Annotated in this window: 15 protein-coding genes; 6 read left to right on the top strand and 9 right to left on the bottom strand. The window is 62.2% G+C overall.

The features are described from left to right. Window positions 1–53 precede the first annotated feature (53 nt). The gene (locus tag KEC16_RS14890) at window positions 54–938 is read right to left on the bottom strand and encodes a DMT family transporter (RefSeq protein WP_211550332.1); all 885 of its coding nucleotides are present in this window, start codon (window positions 936–938) and stop codon (window positions 54–56) included. 97 nt (window positions 939–1,035) lie between these two features. Here KEC16_RS14890 and KEC16_RS14885 point away from each other — a divergent pair, with 97 nt between their 5' ends. Then, entirely contained in the window at window positions 1,036–1,848 is an 813-nt protein-coding gene (locus tag KEC16_RS14885; protein WP_211550330.1) for an AraC family transcriptional regulator, read from the top strand. On the opposite strand, the gene KEC16_RS14880 is transcribed toward KEC16_RS14885, so the two are convergent. The 3 genes from KEC16_RS14880 to KEC16_RS14870 form a co-directional block, all read right to left on the bottom strand. Then, window positions 1,845–2,426, bottom strand: coding sequence for a DUF6624 domain-containing protein (locus KEC16_RS14880; RefSeq protein ID WP_249209217.1), 582 nt, complete (start codon window positions 2,424–2,426; stop codon window positions 1,845–1,847). The two genes, KEC16_RS14885 and KEC16_RS14880, sit on opposite strands and share 4 nt — an antisense overlap. Window positions 2,427–2,605: 179 nt before the next feature. Next, window positions 2,606–4,309, bottom strand: coding sequence for a methyl-accepting chemotaxis protein (locus tag KEC16_RS14875; RefSeq protein WP_346344097.1), 1,704 nt, complete (start codon window positions 4,307–4,309; stop codon window positions 2,606–2,608). Between the two features lie 150 nt (window positions 4,310–4,459). Then, window positions 4,460–5,335: a branched-chain amino acid aminotransferase gene (locus tag KEC16_RS14870; RefSeq protein WP_211550328.1), complete on the bottom strand. Its 876-nt coding sequence runs from the start codon at window positions 5,333–5,335 to the stop codon at window positions 4,460–4,462. Window positions 5,336–5,419: 84 nt separating this feature from the next. Between KEC16_RS14870 and KEC16_RS14865 the strand changes: the two genes are divergently transcribed. The 3 genes from KEC16_RS14865 to KEC16_RS14855 are packed head-to-tail and all read left to right on the top strand — an operon-like array spanning window position 5,420 to window position 7,943. Then, entirely contained in the window at window positions 5,420–5,917 is a 498-nt protein-coding gene (locus KEC16_RS14865; RefSeq protein ID WP_211550326.1) for a MarR family winged helix-turn-helix transcriptional regulator, read from the top strand. A gap of 12 nt (window positions 5,918–5,929) precedes the next feature. Further along, entirely contained in the window at window positions 5,930–6,613 is a 684-nt protein-coding gene (locus tag KEC16_RS14860; protein ID WP_211550324.1) for a response regulator, read from the top strand. A gap of 1 nt (window position 6,614) precedes the next feature. Then, window positions 6,615–7,943 (top strand): ATP-binding protein, encoded by a 1,329-nt coding sequence (locus KEC16_RS14855; protein ID WP_211550322.1) that lies wholly within the window; start codon window positions 6,615–6,617, stop codon window positions 7,941–7,943. Window positions 7,944–7,954: 11 nt separating this feature from the next. On the opposite strand, the gene KEC16_RS14850 is transcribed toward KEC16_RS14855, so the two are convergent. Together KEC16_RS14850 and mtnA are read right to left on the bottom strand one after the other, a co-directional pair. Then, complete coding sequence (locus tag KEC16_RS14850) at window positions 7,955–8,584, bottom strand: class II aldolase/adducin family protein (RefSeq protein WP_211550320.1); 630 nt, start codon at window positions 8,582–8,584, stop codon at window positions 7,955–7,957. Between the two features lie 3 nt (window positions 8,585–8,587). Further along, window positions 8,588–9,691 (bottom strand): S-methyl-5-thioribose-1-phosphate isomerase, encoded by a 1,104-nt coding sequence (mtnA, locus tag KEC16_RS14845; RefSeq protein ID WP_211550318.1) that lies wholly within the window; start codon window positions 9,689–9,691, stop codon window positions 8,588–8,590. Between the two features lie 208 nt (window positions 9,692–9,899). Here mtnA and KEC16_RS14840 point away from each other — a divergent pair, with 208 nt between their 5' ends. After that, a complete protein-coding gene (locus tag KEC16_RS14840) occupies window positions 9,900–10,106 on the top strand; it encodes a hypothetical protein (RefSeq protein WP_211550316.1) in 207 nt (68 codons plus the stop codon). Here KEC16_RS14840 and KEC16_RS14835 read toward each other — a convergent pair whose 3' ends face one another. After that, complete coding sequence (locus KEC16_RS14835; RefSeq protein WP_211550314.1) at window positions 10,107–10,982, bottom strand: S-methyl-5'-thioadenosine phosphorylase; 876 nt, start codon at window positions 10,980–10,982, stop codon at window positions 10,107–10,109. A 121-nt stretch (window positions 10,983–11,103) separates the two neighbouring features. Here KEC16_RS14835 and KEC16_RS14830 point away from each other — a divergent pair, with 121 nt between their 5' ends. Further along, entirely contained in the window at window positions 11,104–11,670 is a 567-nt protein-coding gene (locus KEC16_RS14830; protein ID WP_211550312.1) for a transglutaminase-like domain-containing protein, read from the top strand. 192 nt (window positions 11,671–11,862) lie between these two features. On the opposite strand, the gene KEC16_RS14825 is transcribed toward KEC16_RS14830, so the two are convergent. Continuing rightward, on the bottom strand, window positions 11,863–12,630 hold the full coding sequence (locus KEC16_RS14825) for a cytochrome c1 (RefSeq protein ID WP_211550310.1): 768 nt from the start codon (window positions 12,628–12,630) through the stop codon (window positions 11,863–11,865). Continuing rightward, on the bottom strand, window positions 12,630–13,868 hold the full coding sequence (locus KEC16_RS14820; RefSeq protein ID WP_211550308.1) for a cytochrome b: 1,239 nt from the start codon (window positions 13,866–13,868) through the stop codon (window positions 12,630–12,632). Before KEC16_RS14820 ends, KEC16_RS14825 begins: the two co-directional genes overlap by 1 nt. Between the last annotated feature and the right edge of the window lie 9 nt (window positions 13,869–13,877).

The following is a 13,877-nucleotide window of genomic DNA, read 5'->3' as shown; positions in this document are numbered from 1 at the left end:
GGTTCCTGAAAAGGCGTAAATCCGTGACATCCCGATGGGACGCGGCGGCGATTCTACACGCTTTCCGCCGCCGGGGCCACGGCCGTGCTCTTGCTTGGCCACGCCGCCAGTAAAATGCCGGCGACCACTAATCCGCCGCCCAGCCCGGTTGTCAGAGCGAAAGGGCTGTCCAGCACCAGCGGCGCTGCGGCGATTCCGGTGATGGGAAACAAAGCGGTGAAGGGGGCGGCGCGGCCGGCGCCCAAACGGGCGGTCCCGCCGTACCAGCATAAAAAGCCCAGCACGGTGCCGACCAGACCGTGCCACGACAGGGCCAGCCAGGCCGATAGCGGCCAGGATTGCGGCGTCCATGCCTCGGCCAGGGCGGCGGGCAAGGTCAAAAGCAACCCGCCCAAGCACAACAGGGCGGACAGGGTCAAGGGCGGGGGCGGCTGGCGCATCAGGCGATCAAGGCTGACGAAGGCGGCCTCGCAGGCGATGGCGGCGAAGATCAGCGGATCGACCGGCCCGCCATGACTGGCCGCGACCACCCCCAGGCCGGCCAAAGCCGAAGCAAGGGCCAGCCTGGGGGTGGGCAGGCGCCTTTGACCAAGGCAGCTGCCGGCCAGGACCAGCAAGGGCAAGGTTCCGGCGGCGACGCTGGCCGAGGCGGCGTCGCCGTGGCGCAAACCGAGCAGCAGCAGCACGCTAAAACCAAGCGAGCCGAGCGCGGCCTGACAGAGCAAAATCACCGCATCGTGCCGGTCCAGGCGCGGTATGCCGTGCCGTCGCCACGCCCAAGGCAGCAAAATGGCGGCGGCCAAGGCATAACGCAGGGCGGCGGCGGTGAATGGCGGCAATGCCAGGGCCGTCAGTTTGGCGGCGACGACGACGCTGCCGGCGGCGATCATGCCGGCCGACAGCAACAGGGCGGCGAAGAGGGGGGAATGACGAGACATGACCCCAGCATGTCCGTCCCGCCTTTTCCGGTCTTGGACGCGATGGACGGCAAGAACGTTCAAGACGGCGGCGGCGGCGGCTGGCTAAACTGGGCGAATGAGGCGACAGCGCACCCGCATGTGGGCGTCGGCCGATCTGGGCGGGATGGAATTGCTTGATGCCGATTTCATCCGTCAGGATTGCCCGCGCCATTATCACGACACCTATGCCGTTGGCATCGTGCTGCGGGGGGTGAACCGTTTCGCCTATCGCGGCATGGTTCACGCCGCCACCGCCGGCACCTTATGCACGGTGACCGTGGACGAGATTCACGGCGGCGACGTGCCGACGGCCGAGGGGCTGAGTTATCGTTGCCTTTATCCCCAGGTCGGTCAGGTGGCGGCGATTCAGGCGGAACTGTGCGGTCGCGATGGCGGCGATTTGCCGCTCTTGCCTGGAACCGTCCATGACGATGCGGCTTTCGCCTTGGTCGCGCGTCTGTTCGCGGCCGAGGATGCCGGCGCTCCGGCCCTGGTGCGCCAATCGCTCTTGAGCGCCATTTTGGCCGCCATGCTCAGCCGCCACGGTGGCGTGCGGGCGCGGCCGTTGCGCAATGGCGCCCCAGGGGCGGGGCTGTTGGCGGCGCGCGAGATGTTGCTGGAGCACCTGGAAGATCCCGTCCGGCTGGAGGAGTTGGCCGTGGTGGCGGGGATGCCCGCCTTCACCTTCTTGCGGGCGTTTCGCCAGGCCTTTGGCCTGCCGCCCCATGCCTGGCAGATCCAAGCCCGGGTGCGTCAGGCCAAAGACCGCATCCTTGCCGGCGCGGCCTTGGCGGATGTGGCGGCACAATGCGGTTTCGCCGACCAAAGCCACATGAACCGGCAATTCCGTCGGATATTGGGGGTCACCCCCGGCAGTTTGCGGCGTTAACGCCAGCCGATTTCGTGGGCGAAATCGGCCATGGCCTGTTGGCGGTGCAGCCACTCGGCCGGCGGATGTTCGCCTTCACGCCGGGCTTTCGCCTCGGTTTCAGCCACGGTGGCGGCCAAGGGCGGCAAACCGACCTTGGCGCGGCGGCTGTCAACGGCTTCTTCGTTTTCGATGGGCAGCGGAATCAGATGGCCGTCATCATCCCAATCCAATTGGGTGCCGTAAAGTTGCGGCCGGCCTTCGAAGGCGCGGATGCGGTCTTCCAGAATGGCCGGGTGACGGGCGGGAATATCGCCGCGATTGGCCGCCGATTTCATCAAGGTCAGGCAACGGCGCTGGAAGGATGGCCGCGAAATGGCATGCAGGGCGATCAGGAAAGCGGCCTCGGTGCCGTCTTCGCCGATTTCCGCGTTGCTGGGCCAGCCTTCGTCATCGACGGCCAGTTCCAATTCACGGGCGTTGGTTTCATGCAAGACGCGCATGTCCGGATGATAGCCGGCGAACAACTCGCCCGACAGCGCCAGTTGCTGGCGCAGCCGGCGGTCTGCTTCGGCCATATGCAGCAAATGATCACGCAACGGTTTCGGGCCTCCCCGAAGGTGGTGGCAAAGACCCCGCCCGAATGGGCGGTGAATCGGTATCGCTATGCCACTTAAACCGTTTTGCCGTCGGCGTCCACTCTTGAAAACGGCGGCCAAGACGACAACGGGCGGCGTGGTTGCCCAGGCCGCCCGGTGCAAGGTGTTCGGGAAAACGCCTAAACCTCGCGGATACTGGCGAGGAAGCCGGCGACTTCGTGCCGCAGGGTCGAGGCTTGACCTTGCAGGGCCTCGACGGCCAGCAGCACTTCCTTGGCCGCCTCGTCGGTTTCGTGGATGGTGCGGCTGACTTCGGCGATGTTCTCGTAGACCTGATTGGTGCCGCTGGCGGCATGGTCGATGTTGCGGGCGATTTCCTGGGTGGCGGCGCCCTGTTCCTCGATGGCGGCGGCGATGGCGGTGGTGATGCCGTCCATGGAGGAAATGGTGGTGCCGATGCCCTGGATGGCGCCGACGGTCTGATGGGTTTCCTTTTGAATGGTCGAGACCTGGGTCGAGATGTCCTCGGTGGCCCGCACGGTCTGGCGGGCCAGATTCTTGACCTCGGAGGCAACCACGGCAAAGCCCTTGCCGGCATCGCCGGCGCGGGCCGCTTCCACCGTGGCGTTCAGCGCCAGCAGATTGGTCTGTTCGGCAATGCCGGTGATCATTTCGATGATCTGACCGATCTTGTCGGCGGCGACGGCCAAACCGTTGACGCGGGAATTGACCCCCTTGGCCTCGGTGGTGGCGTTGGCGGCGACATCGTTGGACATGGCCACTTGCTGGGCGATTTCGCTGATGGAATTGGACAATTCCTCGGCCGCTTCGGCGACCATGCGCACATTCTGGTTGGCGTCGTTGGCATGCAGCGCCACCGATTTGGCCCGTTCCGACGCCGTGTCGGCGGAAGAGACCATGCGCCGCGCCGTATGTCCCATCTGTTCGGCCGATTGCGTCACCGTGTTCAAGACGGCGGCGACCGCGGTCTCGAATCCATGGATCAGTTCTTCCAGGCGGCGCATGCGGGCTTCGCGTGCCGCCGCTGCCTGGCGGGCCTCTTGCTCCATCGCCTGTTTGGCGATGGTGTTGTCCTTGAAAACCTGGACCGCGCGGGCAATGTCGCCGACCTCGTCGCCGCGATCCAACGCGGGCAATTCGATGGAGGTGTCCCCCCGGGTCAAGGCCCCCATGCGTTCGGTCATGTCATGAATGGGGGTGGTGATGATGCTTTTCAGGCTCCAGCGCACGCCCAGCACGGCGACGATGGTGGCGATAACGCCGCCGACGGCGAGAAAGATAAGGATGCGGTTGAGCTTGGCTTCGGATTCGGTGGTGGACAGCGACGACGACAAAACGGCGATGACGTCGCCTTTTTCCATGCCCATGGCGCCGTGGCAGGCGAAACAGACTTCCTGGTCGGCGCCATCGGTGACGCCCAGGATGATCGGATAGGCATAACGATAGGCGCCATCGATGAAGCGGCCGACGGCCTGCTTGGAGGCAAAGGCCTCGCGGTCGACGTCGTCCATGGGCAATTTCGGTTTGCGGTCGGGCTCGACCTCGGCCATGTGGGCGACGACCTTTTCGCCCCAGGCGCTCCAGACCTTGCCGGGATAATGAACATTGCGGCTGTCGAACCAGTTATTGAACACCTGGATGCCGATGTTGTCGCCATCTTCCAGCCGCTTGGCCATGACATTGAGAATCAGCGCATGCAACGAGGTCATCTCGTTGGCCGAAAGGCGCTGCAACTGATGTTCCATCTCGGCCCGTTCAAAGCGGCCGATAACCATCACGACGCTCAGGACCAAGACGATCACGCCGACGCCGACGATGATCATAAAACGGCTGGACAGCCGAAGGTTCCGCCAGGCTTTCACGCAATATCACCTGTTCAGGCGCAACCGATACAAAACCCCGTACCGGCGGGCGCGGATTTTAAATCCCCTGGCTAAGAGTATTATGAAAGGCCGGCGTTGCAAACACCGGCCTTTCACGAAATGCACAATTTCTTTGATACTTTGGAATGATTACGAACGAACTAAAGTATCGTAATCGCTAATAAGCGCCTTGCTGATTTCACCGGGAGTGAATGAATAGGGGCCGATTTCACGCACAGGTGTGACTTCCGCTGCGGTTCCTGTCAGGAAGCATTCACTCGCCTTACTCAACTCTTCCGGCATGATCGCGCGCTCTACAACTTTCAGTCCGCGTTTCTTGGCGATGTCGATGACCGTGCGCCGGGTGATGCCGTCGAGGAAGCAATCGGGGGTGGGGGTGTGCAATTCGCCGTCGAAGACGAAAAAGATGTTGGCGCCGGTGGCCTCGGCCACTTGGCCGCGGTAATCCAGCATCAGCGAATCCTCGTAACCGGCGGCTTCGGCCTTATGCTTGCTCATGGTGCAGATCATGTACAAGCCGGCGGCCTTGGATGCGGTCGGGGCGGTTTGCGGGTGGGGACGACGCCAGTCGCTGATGTTGAGGCGGATGCCGCGCATGCGCGCTTCCGGCGACCAATAGCTGGGCCACACCCAGCAGGCGATGGCCAGATGGATGCGGTTGGCTTGCGCCGCGACGCCCATCATTTCGGATCCGCGCCAGGCGATCGGACGGACATAGCCGTCAACGATGTTGTTGGCCTTGATGGTTTCGTTGGTGGCGGCGTTGATCTCGTCGGCGCTATAGGGCACCGTCATGCCCAAGATCTCGCCCGAGCGCACCAATCGCTCCGAATGCTCGGCCAACTTGAACACCGTGCCGCCGTAAACGCGCTCGCCTTCGAACACCGATGATCCATAGTGCAGACCATGGGTCAGCACGTGGACCTTGGCGTCGCGCCAGGGGATCAGTTTGCCGTCGAACCAGATGAAGCCGTCACGATCGTCGAAGGGGATGACACCAGCCATGATATTCCGTCCGAAAGGGGTTTAACGTCAGATAATTACTCTTCTCTCTTGCAAGACGTAACATTTTGATGGATATATGTCAACATGACTGACGTAAAGACCCCAACCAATCCGTTGTTCCTGCGCGAAGAGGAATTGCGCCAGGGCATTGAGTTGCTGTTTTTCGCCTATCGTGATTTCACCGCCGAACCCGACGCCATCCTGGCGGAATATGGGTTTGGCCGGGCGCATCACCGGGTCATCTATTTTGTCGGCCGCAATCCCGGCATGACGGTGTCGGACTTGTTGACCATCTTGCGCATCACCAAGCAATCCCTGTCTCGCGTGCTGGGGCAATTGGTGGAGGAAGGGTTCATCACCCAGCGCCCCGGTCTTCAAGACCGCCGCCAGCGTTTGCTGGAACTGACGGAAAAGGGCACCGCGTTGGAACGCCAATTGACCGAGCGTCAGCGCGCCCGTTTCGCCGGCGCCTATCGTGACGCCGGCGCGGAAGCGGTCGAGGGTTTTCGCAAGGTGATGCTGGGGTTGATCGACGAAGCCGACCGGGCGCGCTTTCCCCTGCGCGGTCCGGGCTGGCGCTAAAGGACGGATGTCATGGACGAGATGCCGCATATCCTGGTGGTCGATGACGATGACAGGCTGCGGCAATTGCTGCGCAAATACCTGTCCGACAACGGCTATCTGGTCAGCACCGCCGCCGATGCGGCCGAGGCGCGGGCCAAGCTGGCCATGGTCGAAGCCGATTTGATCGTGCTGGATGTGATGATGCCGGGCGAGGATGGCCTGTCCTTGACCCGTCATCTGCGTCAATCGGGCGCGATTCCAATCTTGTTGCTGACCGCCATGGGCGAAATCGAAGACCGTATCGGCGGTTTGGAATCCGGTGCTGACGATTATCTGACCAAACCGTTCGAGCCGCGCGAATTGCTGCTGCGCATCGCCTCGATTTTGCGTCGATCTCCCAAGATCGACCTGGGAGGGGCCAAGCTGCTGGGCTTGGGTGCTTGCGTTTGGGACATGGCGCGGGCGGAGTTACGGCAAGGCGACGAGGTTGTGCACCTGACCACCGCCGAGCGTGAGTTGCTGGGCATCCTGGCCGAGGCCGCCGGGCAAGCGGTCAGCCGCGATGACTTGGCCAATCGCACCGGCAATGGCGCCAATCCCCGCGCCATCGATGTTCAGGTCACCCGGCTGCGCAAGAAGCTGGAAGACGATTCGCGTCTGCCGCGTTATCTGCAAACCGTGCGCGGCCAGGGTTACATGCTGAGGCCCGACTGATATGCCGCCGCAAGCCGAACGTTGGTTCAAGCGCATCTTGCCGCAAGGATTGCTGGGGCGATCATTGCTGATCATCGTTACCCCGCTGATCGTGGTGCAATTGGTTTCCACCTATATTTTCTACGCCAGTCATTGGGATACGGTGGCGCGCCGTTTATCCGGCGGTTTGGCCGGGGATATCGGCATGGTGATCGAATCCTTGCGCAGCTTTCCCGGACCGGACAATCGGTTGCGCATTCTGGGGATGGCCGCCAGCAAGATGGATCTGGACATGCGGCTTGATGTGGGGGGGATTTTACCCAACACGTCGCCGCCACCGCCGCGCGGCATCATGGAGCGGGCGCTGTTCGAAGCGTTGCGGGACCGCGTGCAACGGCCCTTTCTGATCGACGCCGCCTCGTTTGAACGGGAGGTGGCGGTGCGGGTGCAATTGTCCGACGGCCTGCTGGAAGTCTTCGTGCCGCGCAAGCGTCTGTTCAGTTCCACCACCTACATCTTCGTCTTGTGGATGGTGGGGACCTCGCTGCTGTTGTTGGGGATCGCCACCGTGTTCATGCGCAATCAGGTGCGCAGCGTGCGCAAACTGGCCGCCGCCGCCGACAGTTTCGGCAAGGGCCGCGACGTCCCCAATTTCAAGCCCGAGGGCGCGGTCGAAGTCCGCCAAGCGGCACAGGCTTTCAAGCTGATGCAAGATCGCATCAAGCGGCAGATGCGCCAGCGCACCGAGATGCTGGCCGGTGTCTCGCACGATCTGCGCACGCCTTTGACCCGGATGAAGCTGCAACTGGCCATGTTCGGCGAGGTCGATGGGCGGGCCGAGTTAGAGGAAGACGTGGCCGAGATGGAGCAGATGGTCGAAGGCTATCTGGCTTTCGTCCGCGGCGAAGGCGGCGAGGCATCGGCGCCCACCGATCTGGCCGGCTTGGTCGAAGAGGTGGTCGGCCGCTATCGGCGTGAAGGGCGAGAGATGGATCTGCACGTGGAAGACACGCTGGTTATGCCCCTCAAGCCCAAGGCCATGGCGCGGGTGCTGTCCAATCTGATCGGCAATGCCTATCGCTATGGCGGGCATGTCTGGGTGCGGGTGGGGCGGCGGCCCGATGCGGCGGAAGTGATCATCGACGACGATGGTCCCGGCATTCCGCCTGAAAGCCGCGAACAGGTCTTCAAGCCGTTTTTCCGGCTGGAACGGTCGCGCAATCTGGCGACAGGCGGCGTCGGGCTGGGCTTGACCATCGCCCGCGACATCGTGCGCGGCCATGGCGGCGAGGTGTTGTTGGAAGATAGCCCGCTGGGCGGCTTGCGGGCACGGGTGCGGTTGCCGCTATAGCCGGGACGGTTTCAATCGTTTTGGGCGTTGGCGCCATAGGATTTGAACTTTTCCAGCACCACCGCCATTTCCGCCGCCGGCAGGCGCGGCGGCTCGCCCAGCGGCAGCAGGCGCAGATACAAATCGGCCAGAAATTCCACTTCCACGGCGATATCCACCGCCTGGGCGAGATCGCGGCCCATGCTGATCATGCCGTGATGGGCCAGCAGACAGGCCTTGCGGTCGCTCAATGCCGCCAAGGCGCCATCGGACAGGGCTTGGCTGCCGAAAGTGGCATAGGGGGCGCAGCGCACGTCGGCGCCGCCGGCGATGGCGACCATGTAATGGAAGGCCGGCAGGGGCTTGCCCAAGACAGCCAAGGCGGTGGCGGCGGGCGAGTGGCAATGAACCACGGCCTGGGTTTCGGGATGGGCGGCATAGAGATCGCGATGGAAACGCCATTCGCTCGATGGCTTCCAACTGCCGGACCAGTGTCCCTCCATATCCATGGCCACCAGTTGATCGGCGACCAGGGTCTCGGCCGACACCCCCGAGGGGGTGATGATGAAGCCGTCGCCAAGGCGCATGGAGATATTGCCCGAGGCCCCTTGGTTGAGGCCGCGTGCCGCCAGCAGGCGGACGGCATCGACGATGATGCTCATGCCTCAGACGGCCCTTTCCGGAAACATCGCCAGCAATCCGTCCGGGCTGGCCGCGCACACGCCGCGTTCGGTGATCAGACCGCTGACCAGACGGGCCGGGGTGACGTCAAAGCCCCAATTCCCGGCGGGACTGCCATCGGGGGTGACTTGGACGGTGACGATATGCCCATCCTCGGTCTTGCCGGTCATATGGGTCTGTTCCGTGGGATCGCGTTCCTCGATGGGAATTTCGGCGACCCCGTCGGCGACGCTCCAGTCGATGGTCGGGCTGGGCAGGGCGACATAGAACGGCACGTTATTGTCCTTGGCCGCCAACGCCTTGAGATAGGTGCCGATTTTGTTGCAAACATCGCCCTGGCGGGTGGTGCGGTCGGTGCCGACGATGCACAAATCGACCAGACCATGCTGCATCAGATGGCCGCCGGTATTGTCGGCGATCACCGTGTGCGGCACGCCGTGCCAATTCAGTTCGCGCGCGGTCAAGCTGGCGCCTTGGTTGCGCGGCCGGGTTTCGTCCACCCACACATGAACCGGGATGCCGGCATCATGCGCCTTGTAGATGGGGGCGATGGCGGTCCCCCAATCGACGGTGGCCAGCCAGCCGGCATTGCAATGGGTCAGCACGTTGACGCTATCGGCGCCGCGGGCTTGGGCCTGTTCCCAGGCGGCTTGGATCAGTGTGGCGCCGTTGTCCCCGATGGCGGAATTGATGGCGACGTCTTCGTCGGCGATTTCGGCGGCGCGGGCGTAAGCGGTGGCGACGCGATCGGCCTCGGCTACCGTGCCCAAAGCCTGGATCATTTCGTTCAGCGCCCATTTCAGGTTGATGGCGGTGGGGCGGGTCGCGTGCAGGATATTATAGGCCACGGTCAACGCCAGATCGGACGAATTGGCCCGTGCCGCCAGCGCCATGCCATAGGCGGCGGTGGCGCCGATCAACGGGGCGCCGCGCACCAGCATGGCTTTGATGGCATGGGCGGCGTCGGCCAGACTTTCCAGCCGTGTGGTCACCAATTCATGCGGCAGGCGGGTTTGATCGATGATTTCCACCGCCCAGCCATCAGCGGCCAGCCAGATGGTGCGAGTCGGGGTGCCGTTGATCTTCATGACGGTCGGTTCCAAAGCTGAGGCGGGGCAAACCTTACGAAAGCTGAGCCGGAGACGCAATGCGTCCGATCACCCTAAAGATCGCAAGAATGGTTCGAACGGTGCATATCCCTTTGCCGCCCTTACCTGCAAATAATATCCGGGTATAGAATAAATTCATATTCGGCGCGCTCCATCGGGGCTGGCGCCTTTTCTTGCGGAGGGGGAAATGAACACGCAACGCCCCCATTGCGGTTGGGTTCTTGGTCGCGGTCAAGCCGATGACCTGGACGGTCTGCATCAAATATTGCTCTGCGCGACCCGGCGCGGCTGCGAAGCGAATGTGGAGTGCAGCGAACGGGCGCTGGAACAGATCCTCAGCGCCACGCGCGCGCAGATCCGCCAGCAAACCGATGGCGACGACACCGACATTTGATCAGCGCTTGAGCAAGCGTCCGGCGACGGCGTCAAGCTTGCCTGCCACCATGGGGTCAATCTTGTCCTTGTGGGTGATGATGGCGTGCTCCAAAGCGGTGTGACAGCCCTTGGCGCAGGTGTCCTGGCGGTGGCCGATATGGGGCACGATGGCTTTGACCAGGGCGCGGGCACGGTCGGCGTTTTCCAGCAGCACCTTGACCACCTGCTCCACCGTCACCGCGTCGTGATCGGGGTGCCAGCAATCGTAATCGGTGACCATGGCGACGGTGGCGTAGCACATCTCGGCCTCGCGGGCCAATTTGGCTTCCGGCATGTTGGTCATGCCGATGACGTCACAGCCCCATTGGCGGTACAGATTGCTTTCCGCCTGGGTCGAAAATTGCGGCCCTTCCATCACCAGATAGGTGCCGCCGCGCACGGCGACGATGCCTGATTCCTGGGCTGCCGTTTCGATGATGTCGCCAAGGCGTCCGCACACCGGATGCGCCATGGAGACATGGGCGACCAACCCGGTTTCAAAGAACGATTTGGTGCGGGCAAAGGTGCGGTCGATGAACTGATCGACGATGACGAAGGTGCCGGGCGGCAGTTCTTCTTTCAGCGACCCAACCGCCGACACCGAGACGATTTCGCTGACGCCGGCCCGCTTCATCGCGTCGATATTGGCGCGATAATTCAGCTCCGACGGGGGGATGCGATGGCCGCGACCGTGGCGGGGCAGGAACACCAATTGCTGGCCGTCCAATTCGCCGAACAGCAACGCGTCCGAGGCGGCGCCAAAGGGGCTGTCGACGTGCCGCCATTCGGTTTTGGTCAGGCCGTCAATGTCGTAGACGCCGGAACCGCCGATGATGCCGAGAACGGGTTTGGTCATGCTCTGCCCCTTTGAACAATAGGTGCTCTGGCTTAGAACAAAAAAGCGGTCATCGCAAGTGGGCCGCCTTTTCTCATAGAATGGGCGGATATGTCGTGATTCCTTTCATGGAGTTCCACTCATGCCGCGTCGGACACAAATGATGGTTATCGCCGCGCTTTTGGTGGCCGGTCTTGATGGACCGCCAGCCTGGGGGCAAAATGCCGATTACGCTGCAACGGTGGCGCAATGGACATCGTATAAGGATGTGGCGTCCTGGTTGGACGGCAATTTCATCTTCGATCAGGGGCGACAAAAGGCCGTGCTTGAGCGGTTGCGTAGCCAGGGACCGGAAGGATTGCTCGCCCATGGCGCGGCCACGACGTTCGTGCATAAATCAGGCTATTGCACCGATGCGGCCGAATTCGCCCTGGAAGCGCTCAGAAGCATCAATTCCGAATACAATCCCCGCTACGTGTTCATCAATAACTCCAATGGCCCGGCCAATCACTGGGTCATCGGGTTTCAGATGGACGGCAAGATCTACATCATTGATTACGGGGCGGGGCCGGAGTGGCAGGCGATGAAGGGCGTGCATGGCCCCTATGATTCGCTGGACGAATACAAGGAATTCCTCGCCGGCTTGTCGATCCGCCGGTTTCGGCCGGAAACGGTGAGCTGGCGCAACATGCCCGGCCAACTGGACTGATACCCTATCCCTGCGATCGCAACCGATCCCCGCGGCATAAGCCGCGCAGCCCCTTGGGCCTGGCCAAATCCCGATGAGTTCCACTCAGCGGGATTTGGTGTGAGGGGGCAATAAAAAGGCCGCCATCGCAAGGATGGCGGCCAATTCATTCATGGTCTGCCGGAGCGGGCCGATCCGGCAGAGACGTCTGATTTAGTGAATGTTCTTCCAGATCTGACGCTTGAGCGCGTACAGCATGGCGGTGAACACCGCCAGGAAGATCATGACCTTGAGGCCCAGCGACTTACGCTCGTTCAACTCGGGCTCGGCCGCCCAGTTGAGGAACGCGGAAATGTCCGCGGCCATTTGTTGAGGGCTGGCCTTGGTGCCATCGGCATAGGTGACCAGATCATCGAACAATTGGGGCGGCATGCCGATGGCGTTGCCGGGGAAGTACTTGTTGTAGGACTTGCCGTCGGGAAGAACCACGCCATGCGGCGCTTCGTCGAGGAAGCCCTGCATCAGGCTGTAGATATAGTTCGGACCACCGACACGGGCCTTAGCCATCAGCGACAGGTCCGGCGGCAAGGCGCCGCCGTTGGCGGCGGCAGCCGCCTTGTCGTTGGGGAAGGGGCCGATATATTTGTCGGCGGGACGACCGGCACGCATGCTGATGACGCCCTCGTCATTGGGCACATCGGCGATTTCGCGGGCGGCGGCCACTTCCTTGATCTCTTCGGCGGTGAGGCCGACCGCACTCAGGTTGCGATAGGCAACCAGACGCAGACCATGGCAATTCGAACAAACCTGATTGAAGACTTCGAAACCGCGCTTCAATTGGGCTTGGTCATAGCGACCGAAAAAACCTTCCCACGAGAAGCCGGGCTTCATCAGGGGCTCGCCGCCGGTATTGGCCAGGGCTACGCCAGAGGAAGCGAACAGGCCAGCGGCCGTGACGGCAGAAAGGATGAGCTTACGCATTATGCCTTCTCCTTCAGCACGGCGGCGCTGATGCTGGCCGGCAAGGGCTTGGGCTTCTCGAGCTTGCCCAGCAACGGCATAATGATCAGGAAATGGGCGAAGTAATAAGCGGTGCCCAACTGACCGATGGTCACCAGCGGTTCTTCGGCCGGCTTGCCGCCCACATATCCCAGCACCAAGCAATCGACCAGGAACAACCAGAAGAACTGGCGATAGATCGGCCGGAACTTGGCGGAGCGAACCTTGGACGTGTCCAGCCAGGGCAGGAAGAACAGGATCAGGATGGCGGCGAACATGGCGACAACGCCCTGCAGCTTGGCCGGAATGATCCACAGGTCCATGGTGAACGAACGCAAGATCGCATAGAACGGCAGATAGTACCATTCGGGGACGATATGCGGGGGCGTCACCATCGGGTTGGCCGGGATGTAGTTGTCGGGTTCACCGAAGAAGTTCGGCGCCCAGAACACGAAGGCCAGGAAGAACATCAGGAACAGGCCGATGCCGAACAGGTCCTTGATGGTGTAGTAGGGGTGGAAGGGGATGGAATCCGCTTCGCCCTTCATTTCCACGCCCAACGGGTTGTTGGAACGCACCGTGTGCAGGGCCCAGACGTGCACCACCACCAGGCCGACGATGACGAACGGCAACAGGTAATGCAGCGAGAAGAACCGGTTCAGGGTCGGGTTATCGACCGAGAAGCCGCCCCACAGCAGGGTGACGATGGACTGGCCGACGACCGGGAAGGCCGAGAACAGGTTGGTGATGACGGTCGCGCCCCAGAAGGACATCTGTCCCCACGGCAGCACATAGCCGAGGAAGCCGGTCGCCATCATCGCCAGATAGATGATGATGCCAACCCACCACAGCACTTCGCGCGGGGCCTTGTACGAACCGTAATAGAGGTTCCGGAACATGTGGATGTACACCAAGATGAAGAACATCGAGGCGCCATTCATGTGCAGATACCGGATCAACCAGCCGTAATTCACATCGCGCATGATGCGTTCGACCGAGTCGAAGGCCAGCGAGGTGTGCGACGAATAGTTCATGACCAGGAAAATCCCGGTCAGCAGCATGACCACCAGCACGAACGCGGCCAACGAGCCGAAATTCCACCAGTAGTTCAGGTTGCGCGGAGTGGGGTATTCGATGGCAGAGTGCTGCATCATCGAGAAGATGGGCAGCCGCTCGTCCAGCCAGCTGATCACCTTGTTATTGGTCTGAAAACCGCTCATGGCCGATCC

The organism is Magnetospirillum sulfuroxidans, from assembly GCF_018224925.1.
GTDB lineage: Bacteria > Pseudomonadota > Alphaproteobacteria > Rhodospirillales > Magnetospirillaceae > Magnetospirillum > Magnetospirillum sulfuroxidans.
The sequence above is the reverse complement of the archived record's forward strand: the minus strand, read 5'-3'. Positions and strand labels throughout refer to the sequence as shown.

Bases quoted from the DNA above. Each gene is read 5' to 3' on its own strand.
- KEC16_RS14885 (WP_211550330.1), top strand. From the start codon at position 1,036: ATGAGGCGACAGCGCACCCGCATGTGGGCGTCGGCCGATCTGGGCGGG.
- KEC16_RS14850 (WP_211550320.1), bottom strand. From the start codon at position 8,584: ATGAGCATCATCGTCGATGCCGTCCGCCTGCTGGCGGCACGCGGCCTC.
- KEC16_RS14870 (WP_211550328.1), bottom strand. From the start codon at position 5,335: ATGGCTGGTGTCATCCCCTTCGACGATCGTGACGGCTTCATCTGGTTC.
- KEC16_RS14840 (WP_211550316.1), top strand. From the start codon at position 9,900: ATGAACACGCAACGCCCCCATTGCGGTTGGGTTCTTGGTCGCGGTCAA.
- mtnA (WP_211550318.1), bottom strand. From the start codon at position 9,691: ATGAAGATCAACGGCACCCCGACTCGCACCATCTGGCTGGCCGCTGAT.
- KEC16_RS14825 (WP_211550310.1), bottom strand. From the start codon at position 12,630: ATGCGTAAGCTCATCCTTTCTGCCGTCACGGCCGCTGGCCTGTTCGCT.
- KEC16_RS14835 (WP_211550314.1), bottom strand. From the start codon at position 10,982: ATGACCAAACCCGTTCTCGGCATCATCGGCGGTTCCGGCGTCTACGAC.
- KEC16_RS14890 (WP_211550332.1), bottom strand. From the start codon at position 938: ATGTCTCGTCATTCCCCCCTCTTCGCCGCCCTGTTGCTGTCGGCCGGC.
- KEC16_RS14820 (WP_211550308.1), bottom strand. From the start codon at position 13,868: ATGAGCGGTTTTCAGACCAATAACAAGGTGATCAGCTGGCTGGACGAG.
- KEC16_RS14830 (WP_211550312.1), top strand. From the start codon at position 11,104: ATGCCGCGTCGGACACAAATGATGGTTATCGCCGCGCTTTTGGTGGCC.
- KEC16_RS14860 (WP_211550324.1), top strand. From the start codon at position 5,930: ATGGACGAGATGCCGCATATCCTGGTGGTCGATGACGATGACAGGCTG.
- KEC16_RS14865 (WP_211550326.1), top strand. From the start codon at position 5,420: ATGACTGACGTAAAGACCCCAACCAATCCGTTGTTCCTGCGCGAAGAG.
- KEC16_RS14855 (WP_211550322.1), top strand. From the start codon at position 6,615: ATGCCGCCGCAAGCCGAACGTTGGTTCAAGCGCATCTTGCCGCAAGGA.